Origin of the sequence: Paenibacillus antri, from assembly GCF_005765165.1 — a bacterium.
Classification (GTDB): domain Bacteria; phylum Bacillota; class Bacilli; order Paenibacillales; family YIM-B00363; genus Paenibacillus_AE; species Paenibacillus_AE antri.
This window is the reverse complement of record NZ_VCIW01000007.1, coordinates 253,481-273,801: the sequence shown is the minus strand read 5'-3', so window position 1 is coordinate 273,801 and position 20,321 is coordinate 253,481. Positions and strand designations below refer to the sequence as shown.

Genomic DNA, 20,321 nt, shown 5'->3' with positions numbered 1-20,321 from the left:
TTTGGTTGCTTGCCTTCATTATATCGGGAAACGCGTAAGCGCGAGCAGGGGGGATTCTATGATTTCTGGTGTTTTCGGAAAAAGAAAAAACCGTTACGATGCCGTAACGGTTCGAACTACATGCCTCTATTTCGCCTTCTTAGCGGGCTGCTTGGCGGGAAGAATGCCGCCTCCGAACAAGAAGCGCCGGTGCAGCTGCCTCCAGCTCCATTCGTCGATGCGGACGCCTCCGCTCATCTTCGACGCGCTGTGAATGATCTTCCCGTTCCCGAGATAGATGGCCGTATGCGTGACCGGCTTCTCGGACGGCCGGATTCCCTCGTAGTCGGACGCCTTCTCTCCTCGATAGTTCGTGAAGAACAACAGGTCGCCGCGCTTCGCTTGGCGAAGGGAGGTGTACGTTTTCGGGGCGAACGCTTTGACGTATGCCGCTTGGGCCCGCGAATCCCACGGCAAGTCCATGCCGACGGCGTCCAAGAACACCCAGCGGGTAAAGTCGGAGCAGTCGAACGTCGACGGTTCCGTCCGGTCGGAGCCGTATACGTACGGAGTGCCTAAGTACGACTTGGCGGTCTTCACGATGTTCTCGACATACGTCCCTCGAATCGGGCCAACGGCCGGGTTGGGGAATTGCATGTTCAGCGGGAATCCGTTCGGATCGATTTTAGGCGTTTTTTTGTCTTTGCCCAAGGAAGCGATGCGGCGGTTTTCCCCGCGGTCGTACAGGAAGCCCTCTACGCCCAAGTCCCCGAAATACAGATCGGGATCGTTCACGGCCGCTTCTTCGATGCCCGCGCCCTCGCCGACGGATCGGGGTTGTACGTCGTTCCGGTTCGCGCAGGACGACAGCTGCGCCGCGCAGAGCGAGAGGAGGACGATTCCCGCTATGGCTGTGGGGTGCCTCGACATGGTCCGGCCCATCCCCTATCCGGTGGAGTTTGTTTCCATGATTAGGATTTAATGCTCCCCGGATTTTTATACGGGAAACCGAAGCGATTCTTGAACGTCCCGCCTCCATATCCGAATTGCACCACCTTTGGGCGCTTTTCGCACAATAGCGGTGCATATTGTGCACACTTCCGATGTAGTTGCCCGGCCCTTGGCGGTGTCTCGGGTACGCTCCATCGCCGAATCGCACTACCATTGGGCGCTTTCGCCCAATGGCGGTGCATATTGTGCACACCTCCGGTGCAATTGCCGGCCCTTGGCGGTGTCTCGGGTTCGCTCCATCGCCGAATCGCACTACCATTGGGCGCTTTTCGCACAATAGCGGTGCATATTGTGCACAATTCCGGTGCAATTGCCGGCCCTTGGCGGTGTCTCGGGTTCGCTCCATCGCCGAATCGCACCACCCTTGGACACTTATTGCCTAATGGTTGTGCGCGTTTTGCACACCTCCTGTGCAGTTGCAGCATCACAGGGGGGCGCTAGCACAAAAAAAGCGTGCCCGATCCTCGAATGGATCATGGCACGCCGTCCGACAGCGACTACAGTTGCGGTTGAACCGCCGCCGCCGCTCTCGCGATTTTCACTTTTCCCAACCGCATCTCGTTCACTTCTTCGACTTGAAACCGGAATCCGGCGAACTCGATCGAAGGCTGTTCGTGTTCCTCCGGAATGCGGCCTAACTGACTGATAATGAAACCGCTCAACGTATCGAATTCGTCGTCCTCGATTTCGATGTTCAGCAGCGACTTGATTTCGCGGATGTGGACGCCGCCGTTCACGAGGTACGTGCCGTCGTCCGCCTGTTCGATAGGCTTCTCGTCTTCGTCGTACTCGTCATAGATGTTGCCGACGATCTCCTCGATCAGATCCTCGATCGTGACGACCCCGGCCGTGCCCCCGTATTCGTCGATCGCCACGGCCATATGCACCTTGTGCAGCTGAAGCTCCTTCAGCAGCTCGTCGATTTTCTTCGATTCCGGGACGAAGTAAGGCTTGCGAATCATCGCTTGAAGATCGAAGGACGACGCATCCCGGCCCTTCGCGATGAAGGGAAGCAGGTCCTTCACGTGCAGGATGCCGACGATGTTGTCGATATGCTCGTCGTACACGGGGAAGCGGGTGAACTTCTCCTCGTGAATCCGCGACGCCGCTTCCTGCAGCGTAACGCTTAGAGGCAAGCCGACTACGTTTCTCCGATGCGTCATAATATCCGAGACCGATTTATTGTCGAACTCGAAGATGTTGTTGATCATCGTCTTTTCGGATTCGTCGATCGCGCCGTTTTCTTTGCCGACGTCGACCATCATCCGAATTTCTTCCTCCGTGACCTGCTCTTTGTCCGCGTTCGGATCGACGCCGAAGAGACGCACCAATACGTTCGTCGATAAGGTGAGCAGCTTCACGAACGGCGCCGTCAGCTTGGATAATACCGTCAGCGGCGTAACCGCGAACATCGCGATCGCCTCGGACTTCTCCATGGCGATGCGCTTAGGCACCAACTCGCCGAGAACGAGGGTAAAGTAAGAAAGCAGCATGGTAATCAATACTACGGAGACGGTCTCCAAGATTTCTATAGAGATCGGGATCCCCGTTGCGTAAAGCACGCCGGCCAGACTGCCGGCGAAGCTTTCCGCGGCGAACGCGCTCGCCATAAATCCCGCAAGCGTAATGCCGATTTGAATGGTGGCCAAGAAACGGCTCGGTTCGCTCAGGAGTTTGTGCAATAGCCCTGCCTTCTTATGACCTTCCTCCGCCATCGCCTTGATCTTGTTATCGTTCAGCGAAATCAAAGCGATCTCCGAGGCGGCAAAGAAAGCGTTCAGTACAATTAAAACCGCGAGTACCAGTAAAGCGGTTACCATAAATCCATCCCCTATTCGTTGATTATCGCTCGGCAACGACTGCAAGGGGGGCTTTATTCGCGCTTGTAATACTCGGAACCGCAAGGCTTCTTCGCGATGCGCGGGTTCCATTGTACTTCGTTCCTATCGCCTTCTTCTCCAGGCTCATCGTCCATGTCCGTTCCACCTCCGTGCCTTTTATTTGCTATTATGAATTTTAAGTTCATATGAACTAATTATAAGAACGATCGCTAGAATCTTCAAAGCCGTTTACAGCCGGAAAACGATTGGATTCGTCCATATGGACGATTCGCAAGGACTTAGCGCGAACGTTCGACCGATTCCGCCGGTTTTTCTCGGCCTTGCCGACCGTCCTTCCTCGTTCTACTCCCTTACTTCCGCGCGAATGACTTGCGAAGCTTCCTCTCCGATCAAGCCGAGACGCCACATGGCGATTCCTCTCAATCCATAACGCTTGGCCAATCCGATCTTCGCGCCCAGCGAGTCGGCATTCTCGCTTCCCATGGAAATCCCAAGGAGAAGCTTCTCCGCCGGAACGTCGTTCAACGTCCGACGAATGGCTTCGTCCACGCGCTTCATCGGTTCCGGTCCTTTCTCGCCCTCGTAAGCGTACGCCATGACGATCATCTCGTCGGATAACGTCGCAAGAGTCTTATAATCGTAACCGCGATAGGCGCCGTTGGGCGGATGAACCGCAACCGCCAAGCGCAGTCCCCTCGCATCGGCGGCCGAATCGAGCTTCCGTACGAAAGAATTATACGATTCCTGCACCGCCTCCGCGTCGCCGGTCAGCCCCAGCCCTTCGAAATCAAGCAGGACGCCGGAGAATCGACGCTCCGCCGCGGTGTCTACGATCCGCTCGATCGTGCCTTCCGCGAGCGTTTCATCTTCCAATACCGCCGTCAGCTCGCCGGCGGCGTCCGAAGCGAACACCATGAAATAAGGATCGCGCCCTTGTTCGGTGACGCCGTCCACAAGCGATTGCGGCGTAACGTCCCCCGCGGGCTCCGGCCAATAGAAATCCTTCCCTTCCAACGTAAAATTCGACGACTCGTCGAGTCGGCCCCAACCGAAAGCGACCGCATCGAACGAGGAAGCGAGCGGCGCCTCCCGAAAGGAAGAGATGGCATAGAACGCCATCGTACGGAGCTGTCGGGGCGGCGAATCGATCGACACGGTGCGCGTCGCGGCGTCCCAAGACACGTTCGCGCCGAACTGCTGGCTAAAGAAAGCGAGCGGGATGAGCGTCGACCCGTCGACGGACATCGGGGCGACCCGCAGTTCCGTGTCGATCCCGCCGACGCGAGCGACGTTCGACCCTAAGGTCAGCTCGACGACTTTGCCGTCCGTCGGGTCGGCCGCTGCGATCGACCGCGTCTCCTCCTGCCATTCCACCGTAATCCCAAGCGCTTCGGAAATCGCCCGGAACGGAACCATCGTCGTACCGTCCACGATTGTTGGCGCTAGGGGAAGCGGAAGAGGGTAATCGTCCAGTAAGATCGTTACCGATTGCTCCGCGGGTCCCCCGGCTTGCGCCATGGCGGTCGCCGAACCGCATAATCCGGCGCACGCGGCAAGGGTTACGGCTGCCAAGCGCTTTGCCTTTTCTCTGAAACTACTATTCATGTCCTGCACGCTCCTACTATTAAAAGATTATGAATGGGCATAACAAACAAGACCCAAGAGGGGCTTGGGTCAGTTCGGTTTCGGTTTGTCGTTCAGGATGGAACGGAGCTCTCGAATTTCCTCGTCCGACAAGGTTCGTTCTTCGATAAATTGAACCAACATGGATGTAAGCGTTCCGCTGTAAATTCGTTTCACGAAGGACTGCGCTTCGGCATGCTGACATTCGCTTCGCGAGTAAAGCGGAAAGAAAGTATATACCTTCGGCGCTTGATCGACGCCGACGACTTTCTTCTTTACTAACCGATCCAGCAACGTGCGGATCGTCTTCGGTTTCCAATCCGTCTTTTCCTGCAGCGCGCGGATGACCTCGTTCGCCGCGATCGGCGCCTTGTCCCACAGCACGTTCATGACTTCCCATTCCGCTTCCGAAATATTCGGCACGCTTTTAGTCAACTCGACTTCCCTCCTCTCGAACGATGCGCCGTCAATAGATGCCTTTATCCCTTAAGATGGATAAGGCGATTTCCGCCGCGGCGCTTCCGTTCGCCCGATTCTCGCTCCCGATGTGCGTCGCGAAGAAATACGTATCCCCTTCTTTCTCGACGTAACCGACGAACCAACCGCGCTCTTCCTTGCCGTTCGCCGCGCCGGTGCCGGTCTTCCCGGACAAGAGCGCACCCTCCTTCTCGTCCAAGCGGATGGCATCCTTCACGGTTTCGATATGCTCGTCCCGAAACCCGAATCGATTGCTGTAGAACGATTCCAGCAACAGCACCTGCTCCACGGGGGAGATCTTCAGGGACGCTTCCAACCAGAACGGCGCGGCGCCGTCCGATAGGTCGGCATTGCCGTAGCCGACCCGATCCAGATACGCTTGCAGACGATCCCGCCCGATCCGCGCGTCGAGCTCTTGAAAATACCAATTCACCGAACGCTTCATCGCCGTGAACAAGTCCTGATCCCGATTCCACTCGTCGTAAGGTTGTCGCTCGCCATTCCAGCGGAGAGTGGATTCGTTCGTCCCGACCGCTCCGGAATCCAATCCGAATAATGCTCCATAAATTTTATAGGTCGAATCGGGCGATACTCTGCGCTCGCTTCCGGACTTGTTGTAAATCGTGTAACGATCTTCCTGCGCATGGTACATGACGAAGCTGCCGTCGTAACCGCCGAAGTAAGCGCCCAAATCTTCGTAGGCCGCTCTCTCGTCCGTAAACGAGAACCGATTTTCGTCGACGGCCAATGCGGAAACGAGGGGAACTTGGCAGGCGACGAAAGCCGCCGCGACGAGAAAGACCGCGATACTCTTCCTTCTTAGACGTCTAGACTCGGAAGTATAGGAGGCGATTCTCTCGATTCGCCGCTTCAGCTGCTTCTTGGAGCTCGCGAACCGGTTCACCCACGCGGGAGCTGCAGGGCGCGACAACTTTTCCGCAAAATTGATTATCGTGTGCCCGTACTTCGCGTAAGACCGGTCGTCCAGCGTACGGAGCACCGCATGATCGCACGCGATTTCCCGATCAGACCGCATGATTCGGAAAGCGATCCATACAAGCGGGTTATACCAGTATAACAGCTGATAAGCGACGAGCAGAACGCTCGTTAGATGATCCTTATGTTTATAATGAATGAGTTCGTGCAAAATAATATATTTGATTTCCTCCGCCGAAAGCCATTCGCAGAAACGTTGCGGGAACACCAAATACGTCCTGCCTACCCCGATCAGCATAGGGGAAACTACGTCCGCCGACTCCAAAACGACGAAACGCTTCGACAAGCCGAGATGCTGCTTGCACTGCTCCAGAAGACGTAAGGTTTCTTCGTCGTTCACCTGACGCGAGGTTCGCTTTAGCTCCTTGATCTTCAACCAGGAACGCAGGACCGGTACCGCCAACGCAAGCATGCCTGCGACCCAGATTCCGATGACGGCGCCATCCAGGAACGCCGACGAGGTGCGGCCGACGGATACCGTAAAATCCTGCAGCCAGCTTCCGTCCCCTGCCGCGGGACCCGCCGGCCCCATGTTCGGGGCGCCGTTGCCGGAGGACCGCGCGACCTTCGGGAGAGACCACTCGAATCCGAGGCGAAGCTTGTCTAGCGGCAGCATAGGAAGAGTCAGAGCGATCGGGAGCAAAAACCAAAGTTTATAATGCCATAAAGCGGTGAGCTGGCTGCGAAATATACGTTTTAAGAGCAAGATTCCGACGACGGTGATCGATGAGACGACGAAACCGACGAATAGCTGCGGATAGTACAAAGTTTGCTTCCCCTCTCGTACATCACGTTCCATAACGATTACGAAGGTAATCTTACCATAAAATCCACTTCCTGCGACGTCCTAAACGTCCTAAAATCCGTAGACGGCTTGATACGCATCAAAGATTTTCCGCGCGATGGGCGCCGCTCCCCGACCGCCGTAGCCCCCTTCGGGTACGACGACCGCGACGGCTACCTTCGGTTTTTCCGCCGGCGCATATCCGATGAACACCGCATTTTCCACTCGACCGCCGCTTACGTCTTGCTCCGACGTACCGGTCTTCCGACGGAACGTGTAGGTCACGCCGTCGAAACCTTGCACGTTGCTCTTCATTCCCGCTTCGATCTCCTCCCAGAACGGTTCGGGAAAGCGAATTTCGTTCAGCACGGCGGGCTCGAACGTTCGAACCGTCTCCCCCTCGGCATTCACGGCTTTCTCCGCGAATTGGGGCTTCATGCGCTTGCCGCGGTTGGCCAGAACGGCCGTGTATTGGGCGAGTTGAAGCGCGGTATACTTCCCCTGTTGCCCGAACGAAGCGTAGACCAATGCGGACTGCGCGCTGGCGTTGTCGGCTTCGGCCAAGTACCCCGCCACCCCCGCCTGCTCCCCGAGCAGCCCGCTGCCCGTCGTCACCCCTAGCCCGAAGCTCTTCATATATCGGTCCCAAATTTCGACGCCTTCCTTCCCGTCGCGGAGATACAGCGCATTGCCGATCATCTCCGCCATGAATGCATTGGACGACTTCTGCAACGCGGTCGCCGGTTCCAGGAGGCCCAGGTTCCGGCCTCCGTCGTTTCTTACGCTGACGCGATGCGTTCCCTTCTTCCCGAAGGCGAACGCCCCGGCGTCCCGGTATCGCGTATCCGTCGTAATCAATCCTTCCGCCAATCCGATCAATACGGTCAACGGCTTCTGCGTCGAGCCGAGAAATACCAACGACGAAGCATGTTTATTCGCTTCCTCTTGGGATTCCCACTGCTGATAGGTTTCCCGAATCGCGCCGTTGCCGACGATCGAGTGGATCGCGCTCCATTCGTCCTGAGCGATGCGCCCTCCCCGCCATACGTTAGGATCGTAGTCCGGTATGCTCGCCATGGCGATAACCTTCCCGGTATCCACCTCCATGGCGACCGCATAACCGGCCCGCGCGAACGGGGCCCGATCTCCGCTTTCGAAGGGTGCGGTTCGAAGATAAGACAGATGCTCGGCGATCGCTTTCTCCGTTTCTAATTGAATCTGCTTATGGATCGTCAAATAGAGGTCCGCGCCTTTCTCCGGGTAAATCGTAACGGCGGGACCCGCGATACGCCCCGTTGCGTCGACGGCGATCGACTTCATGCCGTTCTTCCCGCGCAGCAGATCCTGAAACAACAGCTCGAGACCGTCGTTGCCGACTAACTCATGCCCCAAATATCGAGTATAGGGATCATCCGTCTTTTGTTTGTCTTTGTAGAAATCCAAACTTTGCACCGCCGCGTCGTACGTCTTTAAGTATCCGACGAGCTGTACGGCGATCGACGATGCATCGTACGTCCGGATACTTTCTTCGGCGACCTCGAGCTGCGGGTACTCCGCCGCGTGCGACATGAAGTAAGCGACTTCGCGTTTCGTCAAGTCGTATTTCAATTTCCGGGGCGTGAACGCATAACTGCGGTTGGATTCGAGGTCCATGAGCTCCAAAATGGTATCCGAGCGAAGCATTCCGTCTTCGTCCCCGTAGGTCGCGAAGACGTCTTCCAGCCGTTCGGCGAGCGCCTCCGCGTCCTCCGCCTTCATTCCCGGGAGCAGGGTGAAGTAGAGCGCTTGCGTCGGAACCGAGGAAGCGATGGGACTCCCGGCGGCGTCGAAGATCCCTCCCCGAATCGGTGGGATAGGGACCGTTCTTGTCGCCGTTCGCTGCTCCGCCTCTCGCATATATTCTCCTTGCACCAATTGAACGTGAGCCAGCTTGACGACAAGGATGCAAAACATTCCGAAGACAACGAAGAAAAACAGGTTGATGCGGCGTACGGTATCCCGTCTCGAGTATTGCTGCCCGGGCCGCTCCTTACTCTCGCCCATGGAAATACTCCTTGAGCACCTTCGCCGTCTTCCGCACGACATGAGCGCTCCCGCCGCGGTTTCTCACGTCTTCGATCATCGCAGCCAGCAGCAGCTCCCCCCGTTCCGCCTCGTAAGCTACGAACCATCCGTTCTCCTGACCGGCTTCCCCCTTGCTCTTCTTTAACTCGGCCGTCCCCGTCTTCCCCGCGATCCGGCGTCCTTCGATCGAAGCTCGATGTCCCGTCCCCGCTGGATGTTCCACCACTTCAAGCAGCATGCGGTTCATCGCGGCGGCCGTTTCCGAATCTAGAATCGGTTCTCCCCAAGCTTCGCCCAGCGCCGGCCCGTCGTCCGAATACTCCAGAACCGGCTTCACCATGATTCCGTTATTGACGAACGGCGTATACGCCAAGGCCACATGAAGCGAGCTCATCAATACTTCCCCTTGCCCGTATGCGGAGTCGGCCAACAGGATCTCGTCGTCGATGCCGTCGTTGGATAAACTCGCTTCGGGGAACGGATACGGAATCGGCAGGGGACGGTCGAAGCCGAACATGCTCGCCTCCCGGCTGAATCGTTCCGCGCCGATCTCCAACGCCTCCTGCGCCAGGTAAATGTTATCAGAATTGACGATGGCGTCCGTCAAGCTTTCCACCGGTACGTCCCTTACGCGTTTCACGTAATAGTTGCCCCAACTTTCGTCCTTCGTCCACCGCAAGCCGTCGATCGCCTTCGTCTCGTCGACGGCGCTGACGCCGAGTTTCAAACCGACGGCGGCGGTGATCGGCTTGAAGACGGAGCCGGGTACGTACAAGCTGGTAAACCGATTCAGCAGCGGCTTCTTCGGGTCCTCGTTCCAAGACGTCCACTGTTCGGACGAAAGTCCCGTGATGAAGAGATTCGGGTCGTACGCCGGGCTGCTGACCAAAGCGAAAATTTCGCCGCTCTTCGGATGGACGGCCGCCGCCGTCCCCGCATCGCCCTCGAACGAGTAATACATCGACCGCTGAAGCTCGGCGTCGATCGTGAGCCGAATGTCCTCCCCCGGCGTCGCCTCGACGATGGCAAGCGTCTCTCTGCGCTGCCCGTCCGCCTGAACGATTGCGATTTCGACGCCGTCTCTTCCCCTGAGCCGTTGCTCGTATATATGTTCCAAACCGGCTTTCCCGATCATGTCGTTCGGTTCGTACCGGCCCGCATGTTTCTCGAGATCCTCGGCCGTGACCGGTCGGATATACCCGGTGAGATGAGCGGCGGCCTCGCCATACGGGTAAACCCTTGCGGACTCCTCGCGGATCGTTACCCCCTTAAGCTCGCTGTAATCGTGCTTCAGCCGCTCCACGGTCATATTAACGATCGGTACGAAGAGCTCGTCTTCGACCCATGGAGCCGACAGTTTGTCGTTGATGACGGTTTCGGGTATCGCTACCTTCTCCGCAAGAGCGGCGATCGTTCGCTCCCTGTCCTCCCCGAGCTGGCCCGGAACGATTCCGAGTACTTCGACGGTGCCGTTCGCAGCCAATTCCCGGTCGAAACCGTCGTAGATCGTTCCCCGTTCCGCCTTTAGCCTTCGGACGAACACTCGATCCCCTTCCTCCATCGACGGGAACAGCAGCGACGGGCTCCAATCCACCTTCCATTCATGATTCGTTTCCTTGCTTTTCGAGATCGGGACTGTGCCTTCGAAAGCGATCGGACCCGCGACCGTATCCATCTCCACACGGTAAGGGTACGATCGTTTGTCCAGAGGACCGCCAGCCGTCTGCGATTCGTCGATCGGCGCAGGCGTAATCTCCAACCGGCTCATTCCGATTCCTTCGTAGATCGAGCGATATCTGGTAACGAATTGTTCTTTCGAAAGCTCGGCTCGTACGGGTTCCGCCAACAATTCATACATACGCTCGTATCGCCCCTGTCGCCAATCCTCGATATACTCGGCGAATACTTCTTCCGGTTTCGCCTTCGGTTCGCAGCTCGCCAAAACCCAAAAGGAGAAGAGACACAATAGCAAGGCGTACCGCCTCATCCCTACCACTCGCTTCCTTAATAGATTACACGTGTAGTCTTAAAATACACAAATCGCCCCTTCGTGTCAAAATCCGAAATCGGAAACGGACGTTGCGACAAAGCAAAAGCCGAACGAGAGATAGGATGGATGCCCTACCTTTCGTTCGGCTTACCATGGGATGGCTGCCTTCGCGGCAGCGCCTGTCAAGTCATGCGTTCCTTCCTTTCACGACCTTACATCGCCCTTGCCGGGCAAGCCTTTTCCAATGCTTCGGCGATTGCGTCGGATTCAACGAAAAATTAGGGAACACCAACCTTCCCTATTTCGCGCGAAATCGTTAATAGGTGCCGTTTCCAGCACGAATAAGGAAGTTTGGCGTTCCCTATTCGCCATTTTTCGCCTTGCGCGACAAAAATAAGGAACTTTCTTGTTCCCTATCGTCAGTCGAGTCCGCGGTGCACGCCCCGACGACGCGCGAATTGAGCGGCGCGTTACCTTATCAGAGCCCCTTCAATTTCTCCGGGTGAAGCATGACGTCGATCTGCTCGCGAATGCTTTCCGGCCGGAACAGCTGCTTCCAATTTTCCTTGATCATCGCCCGGCGGCCGTAATCGATGGCGACGAGGCATGCGTCCGAAAACGGATTGACCCGATTAAAGACGACGGCGAGCTCGATGTTGATATGGCCCAACATGAAGTCCTTGGCGGCTTCGTACGGTACGCCGCACCGCACCGCTTCGTCCATCGCTTCGCCTAGCAGCGTAGCCATCATCGCCCCGATCGTCTCCGCCATCGTCGGCTCGAGGACCGCCATCTGCTCCACGGTGATCCGATGCGAGCGCATAACCGGCGCGTACATCTCGGCGGCGAGACGTTCGCCGACCTCGTAATCCGATTCCGGTCCCTGCATCAACGCGCACACGATCGCCTGCTTGGCGGCGACGCCGCCGAACAAGTCGCTCTTCGCTTCCGGCGTCGTCTCGTCGTTGAATACCGGCGGATGGCACGGATGCGCCACGAAGTACGCGACGTCCTCGCGCGAGGGCAGCTTGCCCAGATAAGCGGCGGCCGGGTCCAGCACCATGAGCATGGCGCCGGACTTCATCTGGGGCACGATCCCAGCCGAGACATCGCCGATCGCGACGTCCGGGATGGCGAGCACGACGATATCCGCTTCGGCGACGGCCTCCTCGAGAGGCGTCGCGCGGAGTCCTCGCTCCGCCAGCCGGGCGATGCCCCGCTCCCCGATCTCCACGTAATGCACGAACCGATCGCCTTTCTTCAGGTTGTCCGCGATTCTGCAGCCCATCTTGCCGCCGGCGCCGATTAACGCAATGCATGGAGTAGCCATGGTTTCCTTCCCCCAATATTCCAAGTTGTAGTTTGAATGCGCGCCTCCGCCCTCATCGGCCTTCCAGCACGCGCACGAAATAATCCTCCCGCCCGACCTGGCCGCCCTTGAGCGCCAGCTCCTTGCCGTCGAAGCGCGGGTCGTCCGCATAGCTGAGACAGAGCGGACCGCCGGGCGCGATCGGCATGAGGCAGCTCAGCGCATAGATGCCCAGTTCGCGGGCGACGTACCCCGACGTATCGCCGCCGGCGGCGAGAAAGCGCGGAAGTCCCGTCCGCTCGATCACCTCGCGCGTCAGCTTGCCGAGCTGCTCCCCGATCATGCGGCCCGTATCGAGCGACGTTCGCCCCGCGGCCTCCATGCGGCGCTTCAGCGACTCCGTCTCGAGGCCGTCCGGCCCCAGCGCGGTATACAGCAGCGGGCTGCCGCCTTGCGCCAGCACCGCGAGCGAACGCCCGAGCAGCCGCCGCCGATACGCCTCGGCCTCGTCCGGCGCCGCGAAGCCGTTCGCGTCCACCGGAATGCCGACGAAGCCGTTTCGCAGCGCGTACCGAATCTGCGCCTCGGTAACGGGCGAGCAGCTGCCCGATACCGCGAACAGCTGCTTCGCCGGCCCGACGCGCCGGAACGGCGAGACGTCCGGGGAGATAAGCCCTTGTCTGCGCCAATGCGCCGTAAGCGCGTACTCCACGCCGGAGGAGCCGATCACGAACCGCCCTCCCTCAAGCGCGCCTCCCCAAATCAGGCCCCCCGCCCGCTCGAGGCGCGCCTCGTCGAGCACGTCGAACAGCACGAGATCGGGACGGTCCGAAAGCCGCACGCGCAGACGTTCCCGTACGCGTTCCTCCTCGCCGTCGAGATCGAGAAGGTCCATCAGCGCGATCGACATCGTCGTCTGCTTCCCGAGATGCAGCCGCAAATCCGCTTCGTTCATCGGCGTGACGGGATGGCGCGACATCGTCGGATGCCGGTCGAGCCGGAACGTATCGTCCCCTGCCGTCGCGAAGTGGTTCCCGAACACGGTATACCGCTTCAGCGCCGGTGCGCCGACGAGAATCGGGATCGGCCGATCCCCGCCGAACGCCGCCCGGCCGAGCTCCGCCGCCTTCCCGATGCTTCCGATGTCCGGGGAGGAATCGAACGTCGAGCACATCTTATAGTGCACGATCGGCGTGCCGGCGTCCCGCAGCGAGGCGAAGACGGGCGAGAGCTCCCGCTCCATCTCCGCCGGCGTCATCGAGCGGCTCACGCCGGCGACGCCGAAGCCTTGTATGTCCGGGAACCGCTCGTCGAGCAGCACCCGCGTCGGCGGCTCCAAGAAGAGCGCCGTCTTCACGCCGCCGAGCATCAGCGCTTCCATCGAATCCGTGGAACCGGTGAAGTCGTCCCCATAGAAGGAGATCAATCGCCTTACGGGCGATGTCGTCATGACCGGCACACCCCTTCCTATTTCGAAAATGCATCCAACGCCTGCCGCAGCTCCGCATGCTCCGCCGCGAACGCCTCGCGGTCGAGTCCCCCGATCGCCGCCTCCCAAGCGAGCTGCATGCTGCGGACGCCGCTCGCCGGTCCCCCCGGATGCGCCATGATGCCGCCGCCGGCGATATTCATCAGGTCGTACGTGCCGAGCCGCCGGTACGTCGTCTCCGCCGTGGCGGCCGACTGCCCGGAAGACAGCACCGGCATGCAGGCGTAGCCGCCGAAGAGCGGCGCGCGAATGCCTTCCACGGAACGAACGACGGACCCGTTCGATTCATAAAACTTGCTGTCCAGCGCATTCACGTGCAGATGGTCGGCGCCGGCCAGACGGCACAGCTTCTGATACGCCGCGAACTCCATCCCGAGCGCCGGGCAGCGGGTCATCATCCCCCACTGATTGCGATGGCCGTGTATCGGCACCTCGCTGAACGAGTTCAAGTACGCGAGGCCCGCGAGCCCGACGCTCTGAATGCTGACCATGACGCATGTGCCGCCGTGCCGCACGACCGTGTCGTGATTTCGCCGCAGCTCGTCGATGTCGCCCGTAATGTTGAACGCGTACATTGCCTTCTTGCCCGTCCTGTCCGCATGGCGCTCGATTTCTTCCATGACGACCCGCACCTTGTCTTCCAGCGGCGCGAACGTCGGATTCGCGTTCAATTCGTCGTCCTTAATGAAATCCAGCCCCGCCTCGACCAGCTCGCGCACGACGAGCCGCAGCTCCTCCACGGTCAGTCCGATGCTCGGCTTCACGATCGTGCCGATGATCGGCCGGCCGTAGACGCCGGCGAGCCGCCGCGTCCCCTCGACGCCGAATTTCGGCCCCGGGTACCGCTGCGCGAACGACGCAGGGAGCTCAACGTCGAGCAGCCGGAGGCCGGAAAACTCTCGCAGCTCGTAGAGATTGCCCGCGACCGTCGCCATCAGGTTCGGAATCGACGGTCCGAAGTTATGCAACGGAAATTCGAGCTCCACGATGCCCCGACGATACAAGCCGTCGGCGTTCTTCGGCGGCTGAGCCCCCGGCAGGCTGGGTGTCTTCGCCGGCTCCAGCTCCTCGATGCGGACGATATCCGCGCCGCTGCGCGCCTTCACCTCCGGCGTCTCGCCGGGCACGGGCACGAACGTGCCGGTCGACTGCTCGCCGGCCATCGTCTCGGCCGCCCGCCGCAGCTCGTGCGGCGTCTCGATCCAATACGTCGCCTTGACCGCCTCGCCTCTCGTCATACGGTTACCCCCTCTTGCGCGCGACGATCAACGCGTCGCCGTTGTAGCCGTGCACGCCGAACTCCGTGACGCCGTCCCGTATCGACGGCCGCGGCCGCGCGACGTTGCGGCCGCCGAACTCGATCATGTCGAACTCGTAGCCGCCGAAGTCGAAGTCGAGCTTCGCCCCCATGTTGTGGGGCATGTTGATCGCCGCCGTCCGGCGGTCCGGCGTCATCGCGAACGCAACGTCGTCGGCGTGCCGAATCACCAAGTCGGACGCCGGCTCGAGGTCGAACAGGTCGTACGTCTCGAAAGCGGAGATATTCCTCCCATTCCTCCTCGGTCGCGTTCGTGAATGCGTTCCAGACCGTATCCGCCAAATAGAAGAACGGTCTGCCGTCGAGCGCGAACCGGTCGTTCGTTTCGGCGATGCGCAATTGCGTCGTCATACGGTTCTCCCCCTAAAAATTCCGCCCCGATAGAGCTTTGGAGAAAGCATAGCATCGACCGAACCGGACGTATTTAGTAGAAATCGCAAACTTGCCCCCGGTTGTGAGGGCGCGGCTTCCTTGATAAGATTGGGGGGAAGATCGGCCATTTGCACAAAACTGAAATCGCCGTCATCTTTCGGGGGAGGGACCGGCTATGCGGATTCGAGAATACGGGACATTGAAGATGCAGCCTTCCGGCGCGGGGGGCGTTCATCCGTATCATGAGATTTTATATATCGAGTCCGGGGATTCCGAACTGCAGTGGATGGACCGGTGCTACCGACTGCCGGCGCCTTGCCTCGTGCTCATTCCGGAGAACACGCCGCATTGGCTGACGCCGCGAACGCCCGAGCTCCTCGGATGGTATCTGGAGACGGATATGGAATCGGCGCCGTTCCTCGAGTACGACGCCGTGCTGAGCTGGAATCAGAGACAGTCGCGGAACGACGCGGGTCGGTCGTGGCCGCAGCCGCTGTACGCGTGCATCGCCGCCGTCTCGTCGATCGTCGAGGCGTACGAACGCGGCGAGCTGCTCGCGCCGTCCGCGCATCGGCTGCTCGAATGGGACATTCAGAAGCTGCTGTTCCTCGTGAAGCTCATCGTCTCCGCGCCGGCGGACAACGTCCAACCGACGCCGGCGATCGACAAGCAGCTGTATACCGCGCTTCGCTATATGGAACGATCGTTCAAAAACAACATCACGATCGAGGAGCTCGCGGGTATTTGCCATCTGACGCCCTCCTACGTCATTCGGCTGTTCAAGCAGACGTTCGGCGCTACGCCGATCCAATATTTGCAGGAGCTTCGCTTGAAAGCCGCGATCAGTTACCTCGGGACGACCGATATGCCGATTCAAGATATCGCGGAGACGACCGGCTTCGCCAATCTTCATTATTTCAGCCGCATGTTTAAGCAGAAGGTCGGGGAGAGCCCTACGGCCTGGCGGAAAAGGCGGAGGGAGCCTTCGTCCGGTTCTTAGGGCGACATCCTAAGGGTTCGATCGTTTGGCAGATCCGGTACGCAAAGCGAAAAAGCCCGCGGAGTTCGCGGGCTGCATAGAGATTGCCGTGTCGTTCGAAATGAATCTAACGTTTCCGCTTATCTCTCGACAAGCTTGCGGATTTTCAACGCCGGCAGCGGATCGTTCACCGTCATGACGCGGATGCCGCATCCCAGCGAGTAAAACACTTGTTCGTCGTCGTCGGGACAATACGACCAAGCTTGCACGCCCATGTCTTCGAATCGCTTTGCAAGCTGCGGCGTAAGGAGCTTCATGCTGATCCCGGCCGCCCACATCTTGGAGTAGGTGCCGTTCTCGCCGGAGACGAAGTTATGCATAACCTCCTCCGGGAAGCCCTGCGTTTTCAACCCGTACGTATCATGAATATAACCTAACCATTCCGCGTCGAAGCAGGTGAACACGCATCGGGACAGATAGCCGTAAGCGTCTAAGGCGGCGATCGCCTGATCCGCCGTCGCTTTGGCGTCCGGACCCGATTTGATCTCCACGTTGAGCAGAACGTTCGGGTAGGCTTGAAGCAGCTCGCATAGCTCCTCGAGGGTCGGAATTTTCAGCCCTTCGAACGCGCGGCCGAACCAGCCTCCCGCATCGAGCCGCTTCAGCTCGGCGAGCGTGAGGTCCCTTACGTTTCCGGTACCGTCCGTCGTTCGGTCCACCGTCTCGTCGTGAATGACTACCACCGTCCGGTCCTTGGACATGCGCAAATCGAACTCCACCATATCCACCCCGAGCTCCATCGCTTCCTTGAAAGCCAAGAGCGTATTTTCCGGATATTCCGATTTCCAGCCCCTGTGCGCGGCAACCACGATCGATGCGTTGTCCTGAAGTCGCTTCATCGTGAACTCCTCCTTTTTCGAACGTTGGGTCACCCATGAAACTCTAGGATCAATTTAGAGATCGTATGGCGTTATGCCAATGAGCTCGGCTAAGATCGGCGTCAACCGGTCGGCGATCCGGGCAAACCCTTGATCCGTAGGATGAACGCCGTCGACGGTGCCGTCGGCGAAATCCGAACCGAATAACGCGCCGCCGTCCTGGAAAAAGATTCGCCGATCTCCGGCCAGGCGAAGCCGATCGACGATCTCCGCTTGCGCCTGCCGCTTGGCCAAGCATTTCTCCCGCAGCTCTTCATGGAATGCTTCTTCCGCATAACAGGGCTTCGACAACACCAGAATAGGTACGTCCGGATGCCGTCTTCGATACGTTCGAATGAATTCCGGCAAGGTTCGAGCCATCTCCTCCGCGCTAGGACAGTTCGCGTCGTAATCGACGACCAGACATGCGGGACGTTCGATCTCGGCGATCAAGCTCGCCATTTCCGGCTCTCCTCTTCCGTTGCCGGAAAACCCAAGATTGATGATTTCCAACGGAAATCTGCGGCTTAGAATGTTCGGATACGCCATCCCCGGACGGTTGGCGCATCCGCCTTGGGTGATGGACGTACCATAGAAAATTATCCTTCTTTCATCCGGAAACGATTGCGGAACCTGAACGCTTGCATCTGAATCGAGCCCGAGCACGATCTCCTTCACGCCTTGATAGAGCGGAAAATAGAGAACAATCTCCCGCATGCCGCCCGTCCACCCGTCGTAAAACCCGCATTCATACCGGTCTTGCCCGGGATCGAACCTCGCCGTCCGATAAAAGCGAAGCCGCCCCTCGCGTTCGATATAACAATCGAAGCCGCATTGCCCCGTAGCCGGCATATGGTCCATCGTCGCCGGGCCGGCCAGTCGAACCCTGATGCGGAGTCGGCTCGAATCGGTCCGAAACCGAAGCTGTCCCCCTGCCGTATGGTCGGCCAACTTGTCTACAGCGGCGGAGATCGGCTGCTCCGGCCGAACCGGCAATCGGCGGAACAACCGATCGCGTTCGAACCAGGCAAATCCGTCGACCCGGACCCGAGCCTCGTCCACAGGGGTCAGCCATCTCAGCCCGGCATCGCCGAGCGTTTCACCGTCGATGCTCATATTCCGATCCAGCTCGCCGATCGGCTCCTTGCGACGTTCCGTCATCTCGTCCATCCCCCGTCCCATAACTGCTAGATACAATTATATACGGATGCGACCTCTAATGGTCAAAACAAAGGAGTCATCATCCGATGACCCCGAAATATATACTATATTTATTTGAAAATGGCGTCCTTAAACCGCCTTCCAACATTTACGTTCGGCCGATTCCATTACGGCGTCCATGACGGACTGAACGTAGTAGCCGTCCAAGAACGTGGGTGCATCGGCATAAGTCGCTTCCCTCGTCGCCTTGCGATCGCGAATCCGGTCGATCCATTTCCAGACTTCATTGCGTTCCGTGACTCTCCATGGCCGGAAGAGCTCCTCCGTCGGGACGTTGGCTTCGTTCCACGTCTCGACCTCCGGCGACAAATCGATCGGTACGGCCGCTTGCTTCGCCTTCGCGAGCGACAAGCTTGCTCCGAGATGGCTGGCGGCGAATTCCAACTTCCCCAGATCGCCGGTCAACGTCATCCGGATCGTCTGCCCGTTCCGGCCTTGATGCTCTAGCCAGCTTGTACGGAACGTACCGATGGCTCCCCGCTCATGGCGTCCGAGGAACGCGACCTCGTCCGCCGCCCCATCCGGCCCGGTCGCGATGAACGAACCGCGCGTCGGCGGCCACCTCCGTCAGCCGTTCTCCCGTCACGAACCTGGCCAAGTCGATGAGATGCGAGCCTAAGTCGCCAAGCACGCCGCCGACTCCGCCTCTAGCGGCGGAGCCGCGCCATCCGGGCGGACCCTCGACGCCGTAATCGCCGCTGTATTCGTAATGCCCCGAGCGCAAGCGGCCGATGTCGCCGCGTTCCGCCATCGCCTTCATCTTGCGAACGCCGGGGTGTTCGCGATACGTGAAGTTCAATCCGTGAACGATGCCCGTCCGTTCCGCCGTGCGCAGCATCGCGGCCGCCTCTTCCAACGTCGCGGCCAGCGGCTTTTCGCTAATGACGTGGAGACCTCGCTCCATAGCGGCTGTCGCGATCGCGGCATGGACGTCGTTGGGGGTCACGATGCATACGCCGTCAAGGCCGGCTCGTTCGAACATGTCATCGTATGACTCGTATACCGAAAGGATTCCGTACGTTTCCGCCATCCGTCTCGCGCTGTCCCCGCTTCCGCTGCAGATCGCGGTTAACTCGGCGTGCGGGTGCTTCAATAAGACCGGGACATACCACAAGTCCGCAAACCAACTTGCCCCGACGAGGCCGATGTTGATCTTTTCCATTCCGCGCTCCTTACAGCAATCCCATTTCTTTTAAGTTCAAATAGCTGACCGTCGCCGTCTCGATGCCCGTAAGATGGCGGAGTTCGTCCTGCTCGACCGTCATCCATTCCGCGCCGATGTCCTTCGCCGCTTCGATCGATTCCTTAATTTTGACGACGCCCGTCCCGACCGCCGTCCATTTTCTCTCTTCGTCCAAGGTATAGACGTCCTTCAAGTGGATGGCCGGCACGCGGCCCGCCATCTTGCGAAGGATGTGCGCCGGATCGGCGCCGCCGATCGTGATCCAGGCGACGTCCATGCGGAAGTATAGATGCTTCGGGTCCGTATGCTCCGCCAAAATGTCCAACGAATACACGCCGTTGAAGGTATTGGTGAACTCATGGGCATGGTTGTGATAGCAAAACCGGAGCCCCTCCGACGCGAGTCGAGCGCCCGCTTTATCGTACAATTCAGCGTCTCGAAGCAATTGTTCCCGGTTGTCGACGACGTCCCACCAGAAGGTGACGTCCTTCGTCTGCAGCGCATGGGCTTCCCGAATGACTTGATCGAGCAGCTTCTCGTCGCGCAGCTGCTCCTTGTTCACGCTGTGCGTCGCGACTTGGAGTCCCAATCCGCGAAACCGCTCGACATTCGCCTTGACGTCTCCGTTCAGCAGTTCCCCTGCGCCTTCGATCCCTTCGTACCCGATCTCGGCGACGCGCTGCATCGTCCCCCAGAAGTCCTGCTTCGCTTCTTCTCGAACGATTCCGATCAAACCAAGCTTTGGTCTCGACATCGTATTGGTGCACG

Annotated in this window: 17 protein-coding genes and 1 pseudogene; 1 reads left to right on the top strand and 17 read right to left on the bottom strand. The window is 59.1% G+C overall.

The window, feature by feature from the left end:
* Positions 1–126: 126 nt before the first annotated feature.
* From FE782_RS13485 to FE782_RS32855, 12 genes and pseudogenes are all read right to left on the bottom strand, one after another.
* Entirely contained in the window at positions 127–909 is a 783-nt protein-coding gene (locus FE782_RS13485; RefSeq protein WP_238392479.1) for a C40 family peptidase, read from the bottom strand.
* Between the two features lie 578 nt (positions 910–1,487).
* Entirely contained in the window at positions 1,488–2,810 is a 1,323-nt protein-coding gene (locus FE782_RS13480; protein ID WP_138194615.1) for a hemolysin family protein, read from the bottom strand.
* A gap of 363 nt (positions 2,811–3,173) precedes the next feature.
* Positions 3,174–4,403 carry a stalk domain-containing protein gene (locus FE782_RS13475; protein WP_238392478.1) on the bottom strand — a complete coding sequence of 410 codons (1,230 nt, stop codon included), beginning with the start codon at positions 4,401–4,403 and terminating at the stop codon, positions 3,174–3,176.
* A 102-nt stretch (positions 4,404–4,505) separates the two neighbouring features.
* Positions 4,506–4,889 carry a penicillinase repressor BlaI gene (gene blaI / locus FE782_RS13470; RefSeq protein ID WP_138194613.1) on the bottom strand — a complete coding sequence of 128 codons (384 nt, stop codon included), beginning with the start codon at positions 4,887–4,889 and terminating at the stop codon, positions 4,506–4,508.
* A 31-nt stretch (positions 4,890–4,920) separates the two neighbouring features.
* Positions 4,921–6,693 (bottom strand): BlaR1 family beta-lactam sensor/signal transducer, encoded by a 1,773-nt coding sequence (locus FE782_RS13465; protein ID WP_238392477.1) that lies wholly within the window; start codon positions 6,691–6,693, stop codon positions 4,921–4,923.
* Between the two features lie 90 nt (positions 6,694–6,783).
* Positions 6,784–8,754: a peptidoglycan D,D-transpeptidase FtsI family protein gene (locus FE782_RS13460; protein WP_138194611.1), complete on the bottom strand. Its 1,971-nt coding sequence runs from the start codon at positions 8,752–8,754 to the stop codon at positions 6,784–6,786.
* A complete protein-coding gene (locus FE782_RS13455) occupies positions 8,741–10,762 on the bottom strand; it encodes a penicillin-binding transpeptidase domain-containing protein (protein ID WP_138194610.1) in 2,022 nt (673 codons plus the stop codon). Before FE782_RS13455 ends, FE782_RS13460 begins: the two co-directional genes overlap by 14 nt.
* Positions 10,763–11,243: 481 nt before the next feature.
* Positions 11,244–12,095, bottom strand: a complete 852-nt coding sequence (locus FE782_RS13450; protein WP_138194609.1) for a phosphogluconate dehydrogenase C-terminal domain-containing protein — start codon at positions 12,093–12,095, stop codon at positions 11,244–11,246.
* A 52-nt stretch (positions 12,096–12,147) separates the two neighbouring features.
* Complete coding sequence (locus FE782_RS13445) at positions 12,148–13,524, bottom strand: four-carbon acid sugar kinase family protein (RefSeq protein ID WP_138194608.1); 1,377 nt, start codon at positions 13,522–13,524, stop codon at positions 12,148–12,150.
* A 17-nt stretch (positions 13,525–13,541) separates the two neighbouring features.
* Positions 13,542–14,801, bottom strand: a complete 1,260-nt coding sequence (locus FE782_RS13440) for a ribulose-bisphosphate carboxylase large subunit family protein (protein ID WP_138194607.1) — start codon at positions 14,799–14,801, stop codon at positions 13,542–13,544.
* A 4-nt stretch (positions 14,802–14,805) separates the two neighbouring features.
* Positions 14,806–15,051 carry a hypothetical protein gene (locus tag FE782_RS32860; protein ID WP_238392484.1) on the bottom strand — a complete coding sequence of 82 codons (246 nt, stop codon included), beginning with the start codon at positions 15,049–15,051 and terminating at the stop codon, positions 14,806–14,808.
* 49 nt (positions 15,052–15,100) lie between these two features.
* A pseudogene (locus FE782_RS32855) lies at positions 15,101–15,232 on the bottom strand (apiosidase-like domain-containing protein); the annotation flags it as partial.
* Between the two features lie 196 nt (positions 15,233–15,428).
* Between FE782_RS32855 and FE782_RS13430 the strand changes: the two are divergent.
* Positions 15,429–16,253, top strand: coding sequence for a helix-turn-helix domain-containing protein (locus FE782_RS13430; protein ID WP_138194605.1), 825 nt, complete (start codon positions 15,429–15,431; stop codon positions 16,251–16,253).
* 119 nt (positions 16,254–16,372) lie between these two features.
* On the opposite strand, the gene FE782_RS13425 is transcribed toward FE782_RS13430, so the two are convergent.
* The 5 genes from FE782_RS13425 to FE782_RS13405 all read right to left on the bottom strand — a co-directional run bounded on the left by FE782_RS13425 (position 16,373) and on the right by FE782_RS13405 (position 20,307).
* Positions 16,373–17,131, bottom strand: a complete 759-nt coding sequence (locus FE782_RS13425; RefSeq protein ID WP_138194604.1) for a glycerophosphodiester phosphodiesterase family protein — start codon at positions 17,129–17,131, stop codon at positions 16,373–16,375.
* Between the two features lie 54 nt (positions 17,132–17,185).
* A complete protein-coding gene (locus FE782_RS13420) occupies positions 17,186–18,310 on the bottom strand; it encodes an SGNH/GDSL hydrolase family protein (RefSeq protein WP_238392475.1) in 1,125 nt (374 codons plus the stop codon).
* A 129-nt stretch (positions 18,311–18,439) separates the two neighbouring features.
* Entirely contained in the window at positions 18,440–18,841 is a 402-nt protein-coding gene (locus tag FE782_RS33110) for a Gfo/Idh/MocA family oxidoreductase (RefSeq protein ID WP_274388714.1), read from the bottom strand.
* A 10-nt stretch (positions 18,842–18,851) separates the two neighbouring features.
* Positions 18,852–19,532, bottom strand: a complete 681-nt coding sequence (locus FE782_RS33105; RefSeq protein WP_138194601.1) for a Gfo/Idh/MocA family protein — start codon at positions 19,530–19,532, stop codon at positions 18,852–18,854.
* Positions 19,533–19,542: 10 nt separating this feature from the next.
* Positions 19,543–20,307: a sugar phosphate isomerase/epimerase family protein gene (locus tag FE782_RS13405; RefSeq protein WP_138194600.1), complete on the bottom strand. Its 765-nt coding sequence runs from the start codon at positions 20,305–20,307 to the stop codon at positions 19,543–19,545.
* Positions 20,308–20,321: the final 14 nt, after the last annotated feature.

Coding starts and splice junctions, on each gene's coding strand:
- FE782_RS13480 (WP_138194615.1), bottom strand. CDS start 2,810: ATGGTAACCGCTTTACTGGTACTCGCGGTTTTAATTGTACTGAACGCT.
- FE782_RS13455 (WP_138194610.1), bottom strand. CDS start 10,762: ATGAGGCGGTACGCCTTGCTATTGTGTCTCTTCTCCTTTTGGGTTTTG.
- FE782_RS13430 (WP_138194605.1), top strand. CDS start 15,429: ATGCGGATTCGAGAATACGGGACATTGAAGATGCAGCCTTCCGGCGCG.
- FE782_RS13460 (WP_138194611.1), bottom strand. CDS start 8,754: ATGGGCGAGAGTAAGGAGCGGCCCGGGCAGCAATACTCGAGACGGGAT.
- FE782_RS13420 (WP_238392475.1), bottom strand. CDS start 18,310: ATGACGGAACGTCGCAAGGAGCCGATCGGCGAGCTGGATCGGAATATG.
- FE782_RS13405 (WP_138194600.1), bottom strand. CDS start 20,307: ATGTCGAGACCAAAGCTTGGTTTGATCGGAATCGTTCGAGAAGAAGCG.
- FE782_RS13450 (WP_138194609.1), bottom strand. CDS start 12,095: ATGGCTACTCCATGCATTGCGTTAATCGGCGCCGGCGGCAAGATGGGC.
- FE782_RS13440 (WP_138194607.1), bottom strand. CDS start 14,801: ATGACGAGAGGCGAGGCGGTCAAGGCGACGTATTGGATCGAGACGCCG.
- FE782_RS13425 (WP_138194604.1), bottom strand. CDS start 17,131: ATGAAGCGACTTCAGGACAACGCATCGATCGTGGTTGCCGCGCACAGG.
- FE782_RS13445 (WP_138194608.1), bottom strand. CDS start 13,524: ATGACGACATCGCCCGTAAGGCGATTGATCTCCTTCTATGGGGACGAC.
- FE782_RS13485 (WP_238392479.1), bottom strand. CDS start 909: ATGTCGAGGCACCCCACAGCCATAGCGGGAATCGTCCTCCTCTCGCTC.
- FE782_RS33105 (WP_138194601.1), bottom strand. CDS start 19,532: ATGGAAAAGATCAACATCGGCCTCGTCGGGGCAAGTTGGTTTGCGGAC.